The organism is Mycobacterium sp. 1164966.3 (assembly GCF_001665395.1).
GTDB lineage: Bacteria > Actinomycetota > Actinomycetes > Mycobacteriales > Mycobacteriaceae > Mycobacterium.
Window position 1 is genome coordinate 68,482 of the sequence record NZ_LZSG01000037.1, and the last position, 16,170, is coordinate 84,651.

14 protein-coding genes are annotated in these 16,170 nt (G+C 65.4%); 11 read left to right on the forward strand and 3 right to left on the reverse strand.

What is annotated here, in order from left to right; all coding sequences use genetic code 11:
• Positions 1-19: 19 nt before the first annotated feature.
• From A9W99_RS13110 to A9W99_RS13120, 3 genes are all read left to right on the forward strand, one after another.
• Positions 20-3,970, forward strand: coding sequence for a DNA-directed RNA polymerase subunit beta' (locus tag A9W99_RS13110; RefSeq protein WP_067378058.1), 3,951 nt, complete (start codon positions 20-22; stop codon positions 3,968-3,970).
• Between the two features lie 171 nt (positions 3,971-4,141).
• Positions 4,142-5,068, forward strand: a complete 927-nt coding sequence (locus tag A9W99_RS13115) for a type IV toxin-antitoxin system AbiEi family antitoxin domain-containing protein (RefSeq protein ID WP_067378061.1) — start codon at positions 4,142-4,144, stop codon at positions 5,066-5,068.
• Between the two features lie 10 nt (positions 5,069-5,078).
• Positions 5,079-5,834 carry a deoxyribonuclease IV gene (locus A9W99_RS13120; RefSeq protein ID WP_067378206.1) on the forward strand — a complete coding sequence of 252 codons (756 nt, stop codon included), beginning with the start codon at positions 5,079-5,081 and terminating at the stop codon, positions 5,832-5,834.
• Positions 5,835-5,977: 143 nt separating this feature from the next.
• Here the strand turns inward: A9W99_RS13120 and A9W99_RS13125 are convergent, their stop codons facing one another.
• Complete coding sequence (locus A9W99_RS13125; protein ID WP_067378065.1) at positions 5,978-6,622, reverse strand: hypothetical protein; 645 nt, start codon at positions 6,620-6,622, stop codon at positions 5,978-5,980.
• 130 nt (positions 6,623-6,752) lie between these two features.
• Here A9W99_RS13125 and A9W99_RS13130 point away from each other — a divergent pair, with 130 nt between their 5' ends.
• Genes A9W99_RS13130 through A9W99_RS13145 form a run of 4 tightly spaced genes read left to right on the forward strand, consistent with a single transcriptional unit; the run spans position 6,753 to position 10,819 of the window.
• Positions 6,753-8,381, forward strand: a complete 1,629-nt coding sequence (locus A9W99_RS13130; RefSeq protein WP_067378209.1) for an acyl-CoA dehydrogenase family protein — start codon at positions 6,753-6,755, stop codon at positions 8,379-8,381.
• On the forward strand, positions 8,378-9,316 hold the full coding sequence (locus A9W99_RS13135) for a crotonase/enoyl-CoA hydratase family protein (RefSeq protein ID WP_067378068.1): 939 nt from the start codon (positions 8,378-8,380) through the stop codon (positions 9,314-9,316). Before A9W99_RS13130 ends, A9W99_RS13135 begins: the two co-directional genes overlap by 4 nt.
• Before the next feature lie 4 nt (positions 9,317-9,320).
• Positions 9,321-10,055: a PaaX family transcriptional regulator C-terminal domain-containing protein gene (locus A9W99_RS13140; RefSeq protein ID WP_067378071.1), complete on the forward strand. Its 735-nt coding sequence runs from the start codon at positions 9,321-9,323 to the stop codon at positions 10,053-10,055.
• Complete coding sequence (locus A9W99_RS13145; protein WP_067378074.1) at positions 10,052-10,819, forward strand: crotonase/enoyl-CoA hydratase family protein; 768 nt, start codon at positions 10,052-10,054, stop codon at positions 10,817-10,819. Before A9W99_RS13140 ends, A9W99_RS13145 begins: the two co-directional genes overlap by 4 nt.
• Here the strand turns inward: A9W99_RS13145 and A9W99_RS13150 are convergent.
• Positions 10,816-11,328: a DUF3060 domain-containing protein gene (locus A9W99_RS13150; RefSeq protein ID WP_067378077.1), complete on the reverse strand. Its 513-nt coding sequence runs from the start codon at positions 11,326-11,328 to the stop codon at positions 10,816-10,818. The genes A9W99_RS13145 and A9W99_RS13150 overlap by 4 nt on opposite strands.
• A 65-nt stretch (positions 11,329-11,393) precedes the next feature.
• Complete coding sequence (locus A9W99_RS13155) at positions 11,394-11,768, reverse strand: DUF3060 domain-containing protein (RefSeq protein ID WP_067378079.1); 375 nt, start codon at positions 11,766-11,768, stop codon at positions 11,394-11,396.
• A 342-nt stretch (positions 11,769-12,110) separates the two neighbouring features.
• Between A9W99_RS13155 and A9W99_RS13160 the strand changes: the two genes are divergently transcribed.
• From A9W99_RS13160 to fusA, 4 genes are all read left to right on the forward strand, one after another.
• On the forward strand, positions 12,111-12,758 hold the full coding sequence (locus A9W99_RS13160; protein ID WP_067378083.1) for a TetR/AcrR family transcriptional regulator: 648 nt from the start codon (positions 12,111-12,113) through the stop codon (positions 12,756-12,758).
• A gap of 208 nt (positions 12,759-12,966) precedes the next feature.
• Positions 12,967-13,341 (forward strand): 30S ribosomal protein S12, encoded by a 375-nt coding sequence (gene rpsL, locus A9W99_RS13165; RefSeq protein WP_003879423.1) that lies wholly within the window; start codon positions 12,967-12,969, stop codon positions 13,339-13,341.
• A complete protein-coding gene (rpsG, locus tag A9W99_RS13170) occupies positions 13,341-13,811 on the forward strand; it encodes a 30S ribosomal protein S7 (protein WP_067240665.1) in 471 nt (156 codons plus the stop codon). The genes rpsL and rpsG overlap by 1 nt, the downstream gene beginning before the upstream one ends.
• Positions 13,812-13,885: 74 nt before the next feature.
• Positions 13,886-15,991 (forward strand): elongation factor G, encoded by a 2,106-nt coding sequence (gene fusA, locus A9W99_RS13175; protein ID WP_082929978.1) that lies wholly within the window; start codon positions 13,886-13,888, stop codon positions 15,989-15,991.
• Positions 15,992-16,170: the final 179 nt, after the last annotated feature.

Sequence of the window (16,170 nt, forward strand, 5' to 3'; positions counted from 1 at the left end):
CAAGGGGAAAGGGAGTTACGTGTTAGACGTCAACTTCTTCGATGAACTCCGCATTGGTCTGGCCACCGCGGAGGACATCAGGCAATGGTCTTACGGCGAGGTCAAGAAGCCCGAGACCATCAACTACCGCACGCTGAAGCCGGAGAAGGACGGCCTGTTCTGCGAGAAGATCTTCGGACCGACTCGCGACTGGGAGTGCTACTGCGGAAAGTACAAGCGCGTCCGGTTCAAGGGCATCATCTGCGAGCGCTGCGGCGTCGAGGTCACTCGCGCCAAGGTGCGCCGTGAGCGGATGGGCCACATCGAGCTGGCCGCACCCGTCACGCACATCTGGTACTTCAAGGGTGTGCCGTCGCGGTTAGGCTACCTGCTGGACCTGGCCCCGAAGGATCTCGAGAAGATCATCTACTTCGCCGCGTACGTCATCACTTCGGTCGACGAGGAGATGCGGCACAACGAGCTCTCGACGCTCGAGGCCGAAATGGTGGTGGAGCGCAAGGCCGTTGAGGATCAGCGCGACGCCGAGCTGGAGGCACGCGCGCAGAAGCTCGAGGCCGACCTGGCCGAGCTGGAGGCCGAAGGCGCCAAGGCCGACGCGAAGCGCAAGGTTCGCGACGGCGGCGAGCGTGAGATGCGCCAGCTTCGTGACCGCGCCCAGCGTGAGCTGGACCGCTTGGAGGACATCTGGAACACCTTCACCAAGCTGGCCCCCAAGCAGCTGATAGTCGACGAGAACCTGTACCGCGAGCTCGTCGACCGCTACGGCGAGTACTTTACCGGCGCCATGGGCGCGGAGTCGATCCAGAAGCTGATCGAGAACTTCGACATCGACGCCGAAGCCGACTCGCTGCGCGAGGTGATCCGAAGTGGCAAGGGGCAGAAGAAGCTTCGCGCGCTGAAGCGGCTGAAGGTGGTGGCCGCCTTCCAGCAGTCGGGGAACTCGCCGATGGGCATGGTGCTCGACGCCGTGCCGGTGATCCCGCCGGAGTTGCGCCCGATGGTGCAGCTCGACGGTGGCCGGTTCGCCACGAGCGACCTCAACGACCTGTACCGCCGCGTGATCAACCGCAACAACCGGCTCAAGAGGCTGATCGACCTCGGCGCGCCGGAGATCATCGTCAACAACGAGAAGCGGATGCTGCAGGAGTCCGTGGATGCGTTGTTCGACAACGGCCGTCGCGGCCGGCCCGTCACCGGGCCGGGCAACCGTCCGCTGAAGTCGCTCTCCGATCTGCTCAAGGGCAAGCAGGGCCGGTTCCGTCAGAACCTGCTCGGTAAGCGTGTCGACTACTCGGGCCGTTCGGTCATCGTGGTCGGCCCGCAGCTCAAGCTGCACCAGTGCGGTCTGCCCAAGCTGATGGCACTCGAGCTGTTCAAGCCGTTCGTGATGAAGCGGCTGGTGGACCTCAACCACGCGCAGAACATCAAGAGCGCCAAGCGAATGGTGGAGCGCCAGCGACCGCAGGTGTGGGACGTCCTCGAAGAGGTCATCGCCGAGCACCCCGTGCTGCTGAACCGCGCACCCACCCTGCACCGGCTGGGCATTCAGGCCTTCGAGCCAATGCTGGTGGAAGGCAAGGCGATTCAGCTGCACCCGCTGGTCTGTGAGGCGTTCAACGCCGACTTCGACGGTGACCAGATGGCGGTGCACCTGCCGCTTTCCGCCGAGGCGCAGGCCGAGGCGCGCATCCTGATGCTGTCGTCGAACAACATCCTGTCGCCGGCGTCGGGCCGTCCGCTGGCCATGCCGCGACTGGACATGGTGACCGGCCTCTACTACCTGACCACCGAGGTCGACAGCGACAAGGGTGAGTACCAGCCCGCAGGCAAGGACACTCCCGAGTCGGGCGTGTACTCGTCGCCGGCTGAGGCGATCATGGCGGCCGACCGCGGGGTGCTGTCGGTGCGCGCCAAGATCAAGGTGCGGTTGAACCAACTGCGTCCGTCGGCCGAGGTGGAGGCCGAGTTGTTCGGCGCCAACGGCTGGCAGCCGGGCGACGCGTGGACGGCCGAGACCACGCTGGGCCGGGTGATGTTCAACGAGCTGCTGCCGCTGGGGTATCCGTTCGTCAACAAGCAGATGCACAAGAAGGTGCAGGCTGCCATCATCAACGACCTGGCCGAGCGTTACCCGATGATCGTGGTGGCGCAGACCGTCGACAAGCTGAAGGACGCCGGTTTCTACTGGGCGACCCGAAGCGGTGTGACGGTCTCCATGGCCGACGTGCTGGTTCCGCCGCGTAAGAAGGAGATTCTCGACCACTACGAGGAGCGGGCCGACAAGGTCGAAAAGCAGTTCCAGCGTGGTGCTTTGAACCACGACGAGCGCAACGAGGCGCTGGTGGAGATCTGGAAGGAAGCCACCGACGAGGTCGGGCAGGCCCTGCGCGACCACTACCCGGTCGACAACCCGATCATCACGATCGTCGACTCCGGCGCCACGGGTAACTTCACCCAGACCCGGACGCTGGCCGGCATGAAAGGTCTTGTGACCAACCCGAAGGGTGAGTTCATCCCGCGTCCGGTCAAGTCCTCGTTCCGTGAGGGCCTGACCGTGCTGGAGTACTTCATCAACACCCACGGCGCTCGAAAGGGCTTGGCGGACACCGCGTTGCGTACCGCGGACTCGGGTTACCTGACCCGTCGTCTGGTGGACGTGTCGCAGGACGTCATCGTGCGCGAGCACGATTGCGAGACCGAGCGCGGCATCCTCGTCGAGTTGGCCGAGCGGCAGCCCGACGGCACTTTGATCCGCGACCCGTACATCGAAACCTCGGCGTACGCGCGGACTTTGGGCACCGACGCGGTCGACGAGGCCGGCAACGTCGTCGTCGCGCGCGGCGAGGACCTGGGTGACCCGGAGATCGACGCCCTGCTGGCCGCGGGCATCACGCAGGTCAAGGTGCGTTCGGTGCTGACCTGCACCACCGGCACCGGGGTCTGCGCCACCTGCTACGGGCGGTCCATGGCCACCGGCAAGCTGGTCGACATCGGCGAGGCGGTCGGCATTGTCGCCGCCCAGTCCATCGGTGAGCCCGGCACGCAGCTGACCATGCGTACCTTCCACCAAGGCGGTGTGGGTGAGGACATCACCGGCGGTCTGCCGCGTGTCCAGGAGCTGTTCGAGGCCCGCGTGCCGCGTGGTAAGGCGCCGATTGCCGACGTCACCGGTCGCGTCCGTCTCGAGGACGGTGAGCGCTTCTACAAGATCACCATCGTTCCCGACGACGGCGGCGAAGAAGTCGTCTACGACAAGCTGTCCAAGCGGCAGCGGCTGCGCGTGTTCAAGCACGAGGACGGCTCCGAGCGGGTGCTCTCCGACGGCGACCACGTCGAGGTGGGTCAGCAGCTGATGGAAGGCTCGGCCGACCCGCACGAGGTGCTGCGTGTGCAGGGTCCGCGGGAGGTGCAGATCCACCTGGTACGCGAGGTCCAGGAGGTCTACCGGGCGCAGGGTGTGTCGATCCACGACAAGCACATCGAGGTGATCGTGCGCCAGATGCTGCGCCGGGTCACCATCATCGACTCGGGTTCGACGGAGTTCCTGCCCGGCTCGCTGATCGATCGTGCGGAGTTCGAGGCGGAGAACCGCCGGGTGGTGGCCGAGGGCGGCGAGCCCGCCGCCGGCCGTCCGGTGCTGATGGGTATCACCAAGGCGTCGCTGGCCACCGACTCGTGGCTGAGTGCGGCGTCGTTCCAGGAGACCACGCGAGTGCTGACCGATGCGGCGATCAACTGCCGCAGCGACAAGCTCAACGGTCTGAAGGAGAACGTGATCATCGGAAAGCTGATCCCGGCCGGTACTGGTATCAACCGTTACCGGAACATCCAGGTCCAGCCGACCGAAGAGGCCCGGGCCGCGGCGTACACGATCCCGTCGTACGAGGACCAGTACTACAGCCCGGACTTCGGTCAGGCCACCGGTGCCGCCGTTCCGCTGGACGACTACGGCTACAGCGACTACCGCTAGCGGGTAGCGCTAGCAGCGCGAGCACCTTCCCTCGCGAGCAGACGCAAAATCCCCCCAAACAACCGTTTTCGGGGGATTTTGCGTCTGCTCGCGCGTGCACAGCCGCGCGCTCGTCCACAAACGGGCGGTCGCTGCCTACTTTCGCGGTCGGATACCGCGCATCATGCGCCCATGGACATCGAAAGTGCTCTCGTAGCCAACGGCGGATTGGCGACCACCGCCGAGCTGCTGACCATGCTGAGCCGCAAACGTCTGGATGGACTTGTCGCGGCGGGCAGGCTCGTTCGGGTGTGCCATGGTGTCTATGCGTTGAGCGGGCAAGACGTGACCGGCAAGCTGGCCGCACTGGATCGCCTTGCCGCGCAACCGATTGTGGCCTGTATGGGCACTGCCGCGGCGTTGTACGGCTTCGACACCGAGAACACGTCGCGCCTGCACATCCTGGATCCGGGGGTGCGCATGCGACCGTCAGCGAATCTCATGGTGCATCAGCGGATTGGGGCACCGCTGCGACGGGTCGAGGGCCGGCTGGCGACAGCACCGTCCTGGACGGTGATCGAGGTGGCGCGAACGTTGCGACGGCCACGTGCGCTCGCGACTATGGATGCGGCGTTGCATATAAGTGCTTGCACGACAGGTGAATTGAGCGCCGCGATCCGTGATCAGAAGGGCCGTCGCGGCATCGTCAAGGTCCGCGAGTTGATCTGTCACGCCGACGGTCGTGCCGAGTCACCGATGGAGAGCGAAGCACGGCTGGTGTTCATCGACCACCGGCTACCGATGCCGGAATTGCAGTATGAAATCGTGGACCACTACGGCAAACTCTGGCGCGTCGATTTCGCGTGGCCGGACGCAATGCTCGTCGCCGAATACGACAGCCTGGAGTGGCACGGCGGCCGAGATGCCCTGCTGCACGACCGCCAAAAAATCGCCCGACTGCAAGATTGCGGATGGGCGATTATCCCGATGACCGTCGACGACATTCGACATGACCCCATCGGCCTCGTCGACCGCATCAACGCTCAGTTGGCGAGCAGACGCAAAATCCCCCAAAATCGGTCTGAATCGGGGGATTTTGCGTCTGCTCGCCATGGGTAGACTGGCCGACGTGCTTATCGGTTCGCATGTCCACCAAGATGATCCGCTGGAAGCCGCCCAGGCGGACGGCGCCGACGTCGTGCAGTTCTTCCTCGGCAACCCGCAGAGCTGGAAGAAGCCCAAGCCGCGCGACGACGCGGACAAGTTGAAAGCATCCCCGATACCGCTGTACGTCCACGCGCCGTATCTGATCAACGTCGCGTCGGCCAACAACCGCATCCGCATCCCGTCGCGCAAGATCCTGCAGGACACCTGCGACGCGGCATCGGAAATCAACGCGACTGCGGTGATCGTGCACGGCGGCCACGCCGACGATAACGACATGGAGGCCGGCTTCGAGCGGTGGGTCAAGGCGCTCAAGTACCTCGAAACCGATGTTCAGGTGTATCTGGAAAACACCGCCGGCGGCGACCACGCGATGGCCCGACACTTCGACACCATCGGCCGGCTGTGGGATCACATCGGCGACAGCGGCATCGGCTTCTGCCTGGACACCTGCCACGCTTGGGCCGCCGGGGAGAAGCTGGTCGACGCCGTCGACCGGATCAGGGCCCTGACCGGCCGCATCGACCTCGTGCACTGCAACGACTCGCGGGACGCCGCAGGATCCGGAGCGGACCGGCATGCCAACTTCGGCGCCGGCCAGATCGATCCTGACCTGCTGGTCGCCGTCGTGAAAGCGGCCGATGCGCCGGTGATCTGCGAGACCGCCGACGAGGGCCGCAAGGACGACATCGCGTTCCTGCGAGAGAACACAAGCGGCTAAGCGCCGCGGCGGGATTGTTCGGAGCTGACGTCGGCTGGCCCCCACACGCGACGAGCGACACCGCCGTAACGATCCCGATGAACCATAACCACCAACGTGACTGCGCCGAAACACTTTTCGGTGTAGATGTAATCGATCGAACGCTATGCCACATAATCCTTGCCGTCCCAATGCAGCACCTTGTTCGTAATCGTGCCTCCCGCGCAATCTGGTTCGCAGTCGTTGCGCGACTGCACGATCGTGTACTTGCCGTCCGGACCCGGACCTTGCGGTTTGGCGTCGTAGTAGGCGCGCTTGCCCACATAGTGGATACCTGGCGTCGACCACCCGGGGTCTTGGAATCCGCTGGGCGTCGGCACGAGGACGAGGACCCCGTCGTATCGGCCTGGGTTGTAGGTGACGAAGGCATTCCCGGTCGAGTCGGTCACCGGATCGGCGAACGCGAGCGAATTACCTTCGATGTCAAGCGGAATGGCGATGATCGCTTTCCCCGTGTCCGCGACCGCGACGACACACCCGTGGTCGCTTACTTGCTTCGTCGCGGTAAGCATCAGCAACAGCCGAACGGTACCCAGCGACGGATGACCGATGTCGCGGTGAGCAGTGACGTCGCCTTGACATCCGGCGTCGGGCGGCGGGGCGTCGGGCAAACTCACCGCCGATGTCCTGCCCGCAGCCCCGGAACTGCTGCCCGGCAACGCGGTTGAGCTGTGATCGCCGCTGCATCCGGTCACGACCGCAGCCAAGATCGCGACGACGGCGAGCCAGCTCACCAATGGATTGCTCATCGAATTTTTTCCTTGCCGGCCCGCCCCCGAGAATCGCCCGGCCGACGTCCCGACGCTAACGGCTTTACCTGGCCGCCGCACTGCCATTACATCCCTTGTGCAGTTGTCGGAGAACTGTAATATGGACACCATGCCAGACACCCATGTCGTCACCAACCAGGTTCCGCCGCTGGAGAACCACAATCCCGCGTCCTCCGCGGTCCTCGTCGAAGCCCTGATCCGCGAGGGCGGTCAATGGGGGCTGGACGAGGTGACCGAGCTCGGAGCTATCAACGGCAGCCACCAAGCCCAGCGTTGGGGCGAGCTCGCCGACCGCAACCGGCCTATCCTGCACACCCACGACCAGTACGGGCACCGGGTCGACGAGGTGGAGTTCGATCCGGCCTACCACGAGCTGATGCGCACCGCGATCGCCCACGGGCTACACGCCGCGCCGTGGGCCGACGAGCGGCCGGGTTCGCACGTGGTACGCGCCGCCAAGACATCGGTGTGGACCGTAGAGCCGGGGCATATCTGCCCGATCTCGATGACCTATGCCGTGGTGCCGGCGCTGCGCCACAACCCCGAGTTGGCAGCCGTCTACGAGCCGTTGCTGACCAGCCGCGAATACGACCCCGAGCTCAAGCTGGCCACGATCAAAGCCGGCATCACCGCCGGCATGTCGATGACCGAGAAGCAGGGCGGATCCGACGTGCGCGCCGGCTCCACCCAGGCGACGCCCAACGGGGACGGCACCTACAGCCTGACCGGCCACAAATGGTTCACCTCGGCGCCGATGTGCGACATCTTCCTGGTGCTCGCGCAAACCCCAAAAGGGTTGTCGTGCTTCATGTTGCCGCGAATCCTGCCCGACGGCACCCGCAACCGGATGTTCCTGCAGCGGCTCAAGGACAAGCTCGGCAACCATGCCAACGCGTCCAGCGAGGTCGAATACGACGGTGCCACCGCATGGCTGGTGGGCGAGGAGGGCCGGGGCGTCCCGACCATCATCGAGATGGTCAACCTCACCCGGCTGGACTGCACCCTGGGCAGTGCCACCAGCATGCGCACCGGTCTGACCCGCGCCATTCATCACGCCCAGCACCGAAAGGCGTTCGGCGCCTATCTGATTGACCAGCCGCTGATGCGCAACGTGCTGGCCGACCTGGCCGTCGAGGCCGAGGCCGCCACCATCGTGGCGATGCAGATGGCCGGCGCCACCGACAAGGCGGTGCGCGGCGACCAACGGGAAGCCCTGCTGCGTCGCATCGGCTTGGCGGCCAGCAAGTACTGGGTGTGCAAGCGCTCCACGCCGCACGCCGCCGAAGCACTGGAGTGCCTGGGCGGCAACGGCTATGTCGAAGACTCCGGCATGCCGCGGCTGTACCGTGAGGCGCCGCTGATGGGTATCTGGGAGGGCTCGGGAAACGTCAGTGCGCTCGATACCTTGCGCGCCATGGCAACTCGACCCGAATGTGTCGAGGTGCTGTTCGACGAATTGGCCACCAGCTCCGGGCAGGACGCCCGGTTGGACAGCCACGTCGACAAGCTACGGCCCCAGCTTGCCGACCTGGAAACCATCCAATACCGCGCCCGCAAGGTCGCCGAGGACATCTGCCTGGCGTTGCAGGGGTCGCTGCTGGTGCGGCACGGACATCCCGCCGTCGCCGAGGCATTCCTGGCCACCCGGCTCGGCGGCCAGTGGGGCGGAGCGTTCGGCACCATGCCCGCCGGCCTGGATCTCGCTCCGATCCTCGAGCGCGCGATGGTCAAGGGATGACGCACGCGATCAGGCCCGTCGACTTCGGCAATCTGAAAACGATGACCTATGAGGTCACCGATCGGGTTGCGCGAATCACGTTCAACCGTCCGGAGAAGGGCAACGCGATCATCGCAGATACTCCGCTGGAGCTATCGGCCTTGGTGGAGCGCGCCGACCTGGACCCCGAAGTGCACGTCATCCTGGTGTCCGGCCGAGGCGAGGGCTTCTGCGCCGGCTTCGACCTGAGCGCCTACGCCGACGGCACCGGGTCGGCGGGCGGCACCGGGGCGTACCAGGGCACGGTGCTGGATGGTAAGACCCAGGCTGTCAACCATCTCCCGAATCAGCCGTGGGACCCGATGGTCGACTACCAGATGATGAGCCGTTTCGTGCGCGGGTTCTCCAGCCTGATGCATGCCGACAAGCCGACGGTGGTCAAGATCCATGGTTATTGCGTGGCAGGTGGCACCGACATCGCGCTGCACGCCGACCAGGTGATCGCCGCCGCCGACGCCAAGATCGGTTACCCGCCGACCCGGGTGTGGGGCGTGCCCGCAGCCGGGCTGTGGGCGCACCGGCTGGGTGACCAGCGTGCCAAGCGCCTGCTGCTCACCGGCGACTGCATCACCGGCGCGCAGGCCGCCGAGTGGGGCCTGGCGGTCGAGGCTCCGGCCCCCGAAGACCTCGACGAGCGCACCGAGCGGCTGGTCCAGCGCATCGCGGCGCTGCCCGTCAACCAGTTGATCATGGTCAAGCTCGCGCTCAATTCCGCTCTGCTGCAACAAGGTGTGGCCACCAGCAGGATGGTCAGCACCGTGTTCGACGGTGTCGCCCGGCACACGCCGGAGGGGCACGCCTTCGTCGCCGACGCCGTCGAACACGGCTTCCGGGACGCGGTGAAACAACGGGACGAGCCGTTCGGTGACTACGGCCGCAAAGCATCCCAGGTGTAACCCGATGCCTACCATGACAGCCCGCTCGGTGGTGCTCAGCGTGCTGCTCGGCGCCCATCCGGCGTGTGCTACTGCTGGCGAATTAATCAGGCTCACAGCAGATTTCGGAATCAAGGAAACGACATTGCGGGTCGCGCTGACACGCATGGTCAGCGCCGGCGACCTGATCCGCTCCGCCGGCGGCTATCGGCTGTCCGATCGATTGCTGGCCCGCCAGCGCCGTCAGGACGAGGCCATGCGCCCGCAGGAGCGTCCCTGGCTCGGAGACTGGATCATGCTGGTCGTCACCAGCGTGGGCACCGATGCCCGCTCACGGGCAGCTCTGCGAAACACCATGTACCACAAGCGCTTCAGTGAGCTGCGCGAAGGCGTGTGGTTGCGTCCCGACAACCTCGACTTCGCGTTGGACGACGACGTCCAGGCGCGGGTACGGGTGCTGAAGGTGCGCGACGACGCGCCCGCTCAGCTGGCCGGGCAGCTGTGGGACCTGTCCGGTTGGGCTGACACCGGCCATCAGCTGCTCGCCGAGATGGCCCGGGCCGCAGACATTCCCCGCCGCTTCGTGGTAGCCGCGGCAATCGTGCGCCACCTGCTCACCGACCCGATGCTGCCAGCGGAGTTGCTGCCGCAGCAGTGGCCCGGTGCCCGGCTGCGCGCCGCCTATCGTGACTTCGCCACCGAACTGGCGGAGCGACGCGACTTGGAACAAGACAACACCAGACTCGTGGAGGCGACATGACCGATCCGGTGCGAGTAGAGCGCAATGGCCCGGTGACCACGGTCATCGTCAACCGGCCCGAAGCGCGCAACGCCGTCAACGGCCCGACGGCCTCGGCGTTGTACACGGCGTTTGACGAATTCGACCGCGACGACAGCGCATCCGTGGCGGTGCTCTGGGGCGACGGTGGAACCTTCTGTGCCGGAGCCGATTTGAAGGCCTTCGGCACGCCGGAAGCCAATGCGGTGCATCGGGACGGGCCCGGCCCGATGGGGCCGTCGCGAATGGTGTTGTCCAAGCCGGTGATCGCCGCCGTCAGCGGCTACGCCGTCGCGGGAGGTCTGGAGCTCGCGCTGTGGTGCGACTTGCGGGTAGCCGAGGAGGACGCCGTCTTCGGGGTGTTCTGCCGCCGCTGGGGCGTGCCGCTCATCGACGGCGGCACGGTGCGGCTGCCGCGGCTGATCGGGCACAGCCGGGCAATGGACATGATCCTCACCGGTCGCGGGGTCAAGGCCGACGAGGCGCTGGCGATGGGGCTGGCCAACCGGGTGGTGCCCAAGGGTCAGGCGCGGCAGGCCGCCGAGGAGCTGGCTGCCCAACTGGCCGCGTTGCCGCAGCAGTGCATGCGCTCGGATCGGCTCTCGGCACTGCACCAGTGGGGATTGCCCGAGGCGCAAGCAATGGACGTCGAATTCGCCAGCATCTCCCGCGTCGCCGCCGAAGCCATGGCTGGTGCCGGACGGTTCGCCGCGGGCGCCGGCCGGCACGGCGCCCCGGCGGGCTAGCTCGGTCCGTTGATCGTGTTGCTCGAGCCGAGCTTGTCCACCTTCGGCTTGCCGTCCTTATAGGTGATCGTGTTGTTCGTCCCGATCACCCTGAGCTTGTTGTCGATCTTGTCGAGGGTGATGTTGTTGCCCGTGCCGCCGACCGTCACCTCCGCACAATGGCCCGTGACGGTCAGCGTGTTGTTGCTGCCGGCCACGTTCAGGTTCTTGCCGTCTTTGCAGTCGATGCTCGACGTGGTGCCCATCGACCCGTAGTTGATCGTGTTGCCCGTCTCGAAGGTCACGGTCGTCGTCGCGCTGCCGGACGAGGTGGCCGATTCCGAGGTTCCGCTGCTCGCCGTCGTCGTTCCGGACGCGGAGGTCGTGCTGGCGCCGCTTGTACCGGAGGTGGCCGCTGGGGGGTTGGCCGTCGAACCGCAGCCGGCCAGCCCGACGGCAGCCACAACGGCCGCAGACGCCGCGACCAGCCCGGCGAATCTGAGTGAGTCAGCAGTTCCATGGACGCGCATAGTTCCTCGATTCCTCGGTAGGGGTTGGGTTCTTACGAGGTATTGATGACTGTGATTGCGTTCCGTCAGGGGCCCACCCGTTGCAGCCGGTTGACCATCCCCAGTTCGCGGCCGCGGTCCCACAGGACCGGGTCGCCGCCGTGGAAGAACACCGTTTCGTCGTAGCCGTAGACCGTGATGTCGTGCGTGACGCTATCCGCGATGACGGTGTTCGACGAGCCCATGACGGTCACCGCCCAGCAGTTTCCCTTCGCGGTGACGTTATTGAACGAGCCATTGACGATCAGCGTCGCGTCGCCGCAGTCCACCACCTGCTCCAGGCCTTCGCCGACCACATGGGTATCGCCGTTCTTGGCGTGCGCGGCAGGTGGCGAGGCGGCCGCGGCGCAGGCAATCGCGATGGCACAGGCGCCGAGTGAGACGGCAGCTGTCCACTTCATCGAGCGCCTCCTTTGCCTGCACGCAATCCGCTCGACTGAGCCTACGTGCATTCGCCCGCCGGAAAACAGAGTTGAGTGCATTTACTGGGCCATTTATCAAGCAGTCCAGCCGTCTCCTGTACACAGCCCGGCAACAGCGAGATATCGACGTGGCGGCCGCCCCGCGCTGACTACTGGCGAGCGTGCGCATTTGTACAGCGAAATGACCCTTTGGGCGGCATTTGCGCACGCTCGGCAGGGTGATTACGAATGCACCGGCGTCGGGCAAGGTAGTCTCGCGCCCTCGTCAATTAGAGTCATTAGTTGATCTTCAAACGGCCATCGGAATCGAAGGGCGATCGCATGGCAGCTCAGCCGGAACCGTCGTCGGCGCCCGGGCGCCAGCGTGCGGCCAAAGCGGGCGCGCGGCCCGCGAAGCTGAGCCGCGAGGGCATCGTCGAGGGCGCGCTGACCTTCCTCGACCGGGAAGGCTGGGATTCGCTGACCATCAATGCACTGGCGACCCAGCTCGGCACCAAGGGGCCATCGCTGTACAACCACGTGGACAGCCTGGAAGACCTGCGCCGGGCTGTGCGCGTTCGGGTGATAGACGACATCATCGGGATGCTGAACAGGGTCGGCGAGGGCCGCGAGCGCGACGACGCGGTGCTGGTGATGGCCGGCGCATACCGCAGCTACGCCCATCACCACCCGGGTCGGTACTCGGCGTTCACCCGGATGCCGCTGGGCGGCGACGACCCGGACTACACGGCGGCGACCAGGAGTGCGGCGGCCCCGGTGATCGCGGTGCTGTCCTCCTACGGACTGGACGGTGAGGAGGCCTTCCACGCCGCTCTCGAGTTCTGGTCGGCACTGCACGGGTTCGTTTTGCTGGAGATGACCGGGGTGATGGACGACATCGACACCGACGCGGTGTTCTCCGACATGGTGCTGCGGCTGGCGGCGGGCCTGGATCGGCGCACCACGCCCGGTGGCGCCCGGTCCAGCTGAAACCGATCCGCTACCCCCGGGCACCGCTTTGACCTGCCAGACCGCCGGCGGGTATTGTGGTAGCTCGTGCCTGGCGGCTTACGACGCCTGACGTAAGGCGTGAATGCCGGGCCAATTCGCATGTCCAGGATGCATCGGAAAAATCCGGGGCAAGCGCATGCGACACACCCGAGAACAGAACGTAGAGCGCAACACAGAAAGCCGGTAGATGCCAACCATTCAGCAGCTGGTCCGCAAGGGTCGTCGGGACAAGATCGGCAAGGTCAAGACCGCGGCTCTGAAGGGCAGCCCGCAGCGCCGTGGTGTATGCACCCGCGTGTACACCACCACCCCGAAGAAGCCGAACTCGGCGCTTCGGAAGGTCGCCCGGGTGAAGCTGACGAGTCAGGTCGAGGTCACGGCCTACATCCCCGGCGAGGGCCACAACCTGCAGGAGCACTCGATGGTCCTGGTGCGTGGTGGCCGGGTGAAAGACCTGCCCGGTGTGCGGTACAAGATCATCCGCGGTTCGCTCGACACCCAGGGCGTCAAGAACCGCAAGCAGGCTCGCAGCCGTTACGGCGCCAAGAAGGAGAAGAGCTGATGCCGCGCAAGGGGCCCGCACCCAAGCGTCCACTGGTCAACGACCCCGTCTACGGGTCGCAACTGGTCACCCAACTGGTGAACAAAGTTCTGCTGAAGGGGAAGAAATCGCTGGCTGAGCGCATTGTTTATGGAGCGCTCGAGCATGCCCGCGAGAAGACCGGCACCGACCCCGTCATCACCCTCAAACGTGCTCTCGACAACGTCAAGCCGGCCCTCGAGGTGCGCAGCCGCCGCGTCGGCGGTGCGACCTACCAGGTGCCAGTCGAGGTGCGTCCGGACCGGTCCACCACGCTGGCGCTGCGTTGGCTTGTCGGCTTCTCGCGGCAACGCCGGGAGAAGACGATGATCGAGCGGCTGGCCAACGAGATCCTGGACGCCAGCAACGGCCTGGGGGCCTCCGTCAAGCGGCGCGAGGACACCCACAAGATGGCCGAGGCAAACCGCGCCTTTGCGCACTATCGCTGGTGACAAGCCACCGGTGATTCTGCCGGGGCGCAACCGATAGCGAACTACCAAGCAACCGAAAGAGTGGGAAGACTTCTGTGGCACAGAAGGACGTGCTGACCGACCTGAGCAAGGTCCGCAATTTCGGCATCATGGCGCACATCGATGCCGGCAAGACCACGACCACCGAGCGCATCCTGTACTACACCGGCATCAATTACAAGATCGGTGAGGTGCACGACGGCGCCGCCACGATGGACTGGATGGAGCAGGAACAGGAGCGCGGGATCACCATCACGTCCGCGGCTACCACGACGTTCTGGAAAGACAACCAGCTCAACATCATCGACACGCCGGGCCACGTGGACTTCACCGTCGAGGTGGAGCGCAACCTGCGGGTGCTCGACGGCGCGGTCGCCGTGTTCGACGGCAAGGAAGGCGTGGAACCGCAGTCCGAGCAGGTTTGGCGGCAGGCCGACAAGTACGACGTGCCGCGCATCTGCTTCGTCAACAAGATGGACAAGATCGGCGCGGACTTCTACTTCTCGGTGCGCACCATGGAAGAGCGGCTCGGGGCGAACGCCGTCCCGATCCAGCTGCCGATCGGCGCGGAAGCCGAATTCGAGGGCGTCGTCGACCTGGTCGAGATGAATGCCAAGGTATGGCGCGGCGAGACCAAGCTCGGCGAGACCTATGACACCATCGAGATCCCGGCCGACCTGGCAGAACAGGCTGAGGAGTACCGCACCAAGCTGCTCGAGGTGGTCGCCGAGTCCGACGAGGAGCTGCTGGAGAAGTATCTCGGCGGCGAAGAGCTGACGGTCGACGAGATCAAGGGCGCGATCCGCAAGCTGACCATCGCCAGCGAGATCTACCCGGTGCTGTGTGGCAGCGCGTTCAAGAACAAGGGCGTGCAGCCGATGCTCGACGCCGTCGTCGACTATCTGCCGTCGCCGCTGGACGTGCCGCCGGCCATCGGGCACCCGCCCGGCAAGGAGGACGAGGAGGTCGTCCGCAACGCGACGACCGACGAGCCCTTCGCGGCGCTGGCGTTCAAGATCGCCACGCACCCGTTCTTCGGCAAGCTCACCTACATCCGGGTGTATTCCGGCAAGGTCGATTCCGGCGCCCAGGTCATCAACGCCACCAAGGGCAAGAAGGAGCGTCTGGGCAAGCTGTTCCAGATGCACTCCAACAAGGAGAACCCGGTCGACAGCGCGTCGGCGGGGCACATCTACGCGGTGATCGGCCTCAAGGACACCACCACCGGTGACACCTTGAGCGATCCGAACAAGCAGGTCGTCCTCGAGTCGATGACCTTCCCCGCCCCGGTCATCGAGGTGGCCATCGAGCCGAAGACCAAGAGCGACCAGGAGAAGCTGAGCCTGTCGATCCAGAAGCTCGCCGAGGAGGATCCGACCTTCAAGGTGCATCTGGACTCCGAGACCGGGCAGACGGTTATCGGCGGTATGGGTGAGCTGCACCTGGACATCCTCGTGGACCGGATGCGCCGGGAATTCAAGGTCGAGGCCAACGTCGGTAAGCCGCAAGTGGCGTACAAGGAGACCATCCGCCGCGTGGTGGACAACGTCGAGTACACCCACAAGAAGCAGACCGGTGGTTCGGGCCAGTTCGCCAAGGTACTCATCAAGCTCGAGCCGTTCACCAGTGAGGACGGCGCCACCTACGAGTTCGAGAGCAAGGTCACCGGTGGCCGCATCCCGCGCGAATACATCCCGTCGGTGGACGCCGGCGCCCAGGACGCCATGCAATATGGCGTGCTGGCCGGCTACCCGCTGGTGAACCTGAAGGTCACCCTGCTCGACGGTGCTTACCACGACGTCGACTCGTCGGAGATGGCATTCAAGATCGCCGGTTCGCAGGTGCTGAAAAAGGCTGCGGCGCAAGCGCAACCGGTCATCCTGGAACCGATCATGGCCGTCGAGGTGACCACGCCCGAGGACTACATGGGCGATGTGATCGGCGACCTGAACTCCCGCCGTGGCCAGATCCAGGCCATGGAGGAGCGGGCCGGTGCGCGCGTCGTCAAGGCGCACGTGCCGCTGTCGGAGATGTTCGGCTACGTCGGCGACCTGCGGTCCAAGACGCAAGGCCGGGCGAACTACTCCATGGTGTTCGACTCCTACGCCGAAGTTCCGGCGAACGTGTCGAAGGAGATCATCGCGAAGGCGACGGGGGAGTAGCTGGGCCAATGCGGGGGAGAGCCGAGCAATCGGCACCGAAGGCGACGGCGAGTAGGTGAAGCCTACGAGTGAGGAGCCGAGCAACGGACACAGAACCTTACGAGTAAGCTGACCCGGTTACCACCGCGGCAAAACCTGTAAAAATCAACACTGCTTTTAAAGCACCAACAAGTCCAGGA

Excerpts from the sequence above, each read along its gene's own strand:
- A9W99_RS13150 (WP_067378077.1), bottom strand. The coding sequence starts at position 11,328 with ATGCGCGTCCATGGAACTGCTGACTCACTCAGATTCGCCGGGCTGGTC.
- A9W99_RS13125 (WP_067378065.1), bottom strand. The coding sequence starts at position 6,622 with ATGAGCAATCCATTGGTGAGCTGGCTCGCCGTCGTCGCGATCTTGGCT.
- A9W99_RS13135 (WP_067378068.1), top strand. The coding sequence starts at position 8,378 with ATGACGCACGCGATCAGGCCCGTCGACTTCGGCAATCTGAAAACGATG.
- rpsL (WP_003879423.1), top strand. The coding sequence starts at position 12,967 with ATGCCAACCATTCAGCAGCTGGTCCGCAAGGGTCGTCGGGACAAGATC.
- A9W99_RS13145 (WP_067378074.1), top strand. The coding sequence starts at position 10,052 with ATGACCGATCCGGTGCGAGTAGAGCGCAATGGCCCGGTGACCACGGTC.
- A9W99_RS13155 (WP_067378079.1), bottom strand. The coding sequence starts at position 11,768 with ATGAAGTGGACAGCTGCCGTCTCACTCGGCGCCTGTGCCATCGCGATT.
- A9W99_RS13115 (WP_067378061.1), top strand. The coding sequence starts at position 4,142 with ATGGACATCGAAAGTGCTCTCGTAGCCAACGGCGGATTGGCGACCACC.
- A9W99_RS13140 (WP_067378071.1), top strand. The coding sequence starts at position 9,321 with ATGCCTACCATGACAGCCCGCTCGGTGGTGCTCAGCGTGCTGCTCGGC.
- rpsG (WP_067240665.1), top strand. The coding sequence starts at position 13,341 with ATGCCGCGCAAGGGGCCCGCACCCAAGCGTCCACTGGTCAACGACCCC.
- A9W99_RS13130 (WP_067378209.1), top strand. The coding sequence starts at position 6,753 with ATGCCAGACACCCATGTCGTCACCAACCAGGTTCCGCCGCTGGAGAAC.
- A9W99_RS13160 (WP_067378083.1), top strand. The coding sequence starts at position 12,111 with ATGGCAGCTCAGCCGGAACCGTCGTCGGCGCCCGGGCGCCAGCGTGCG.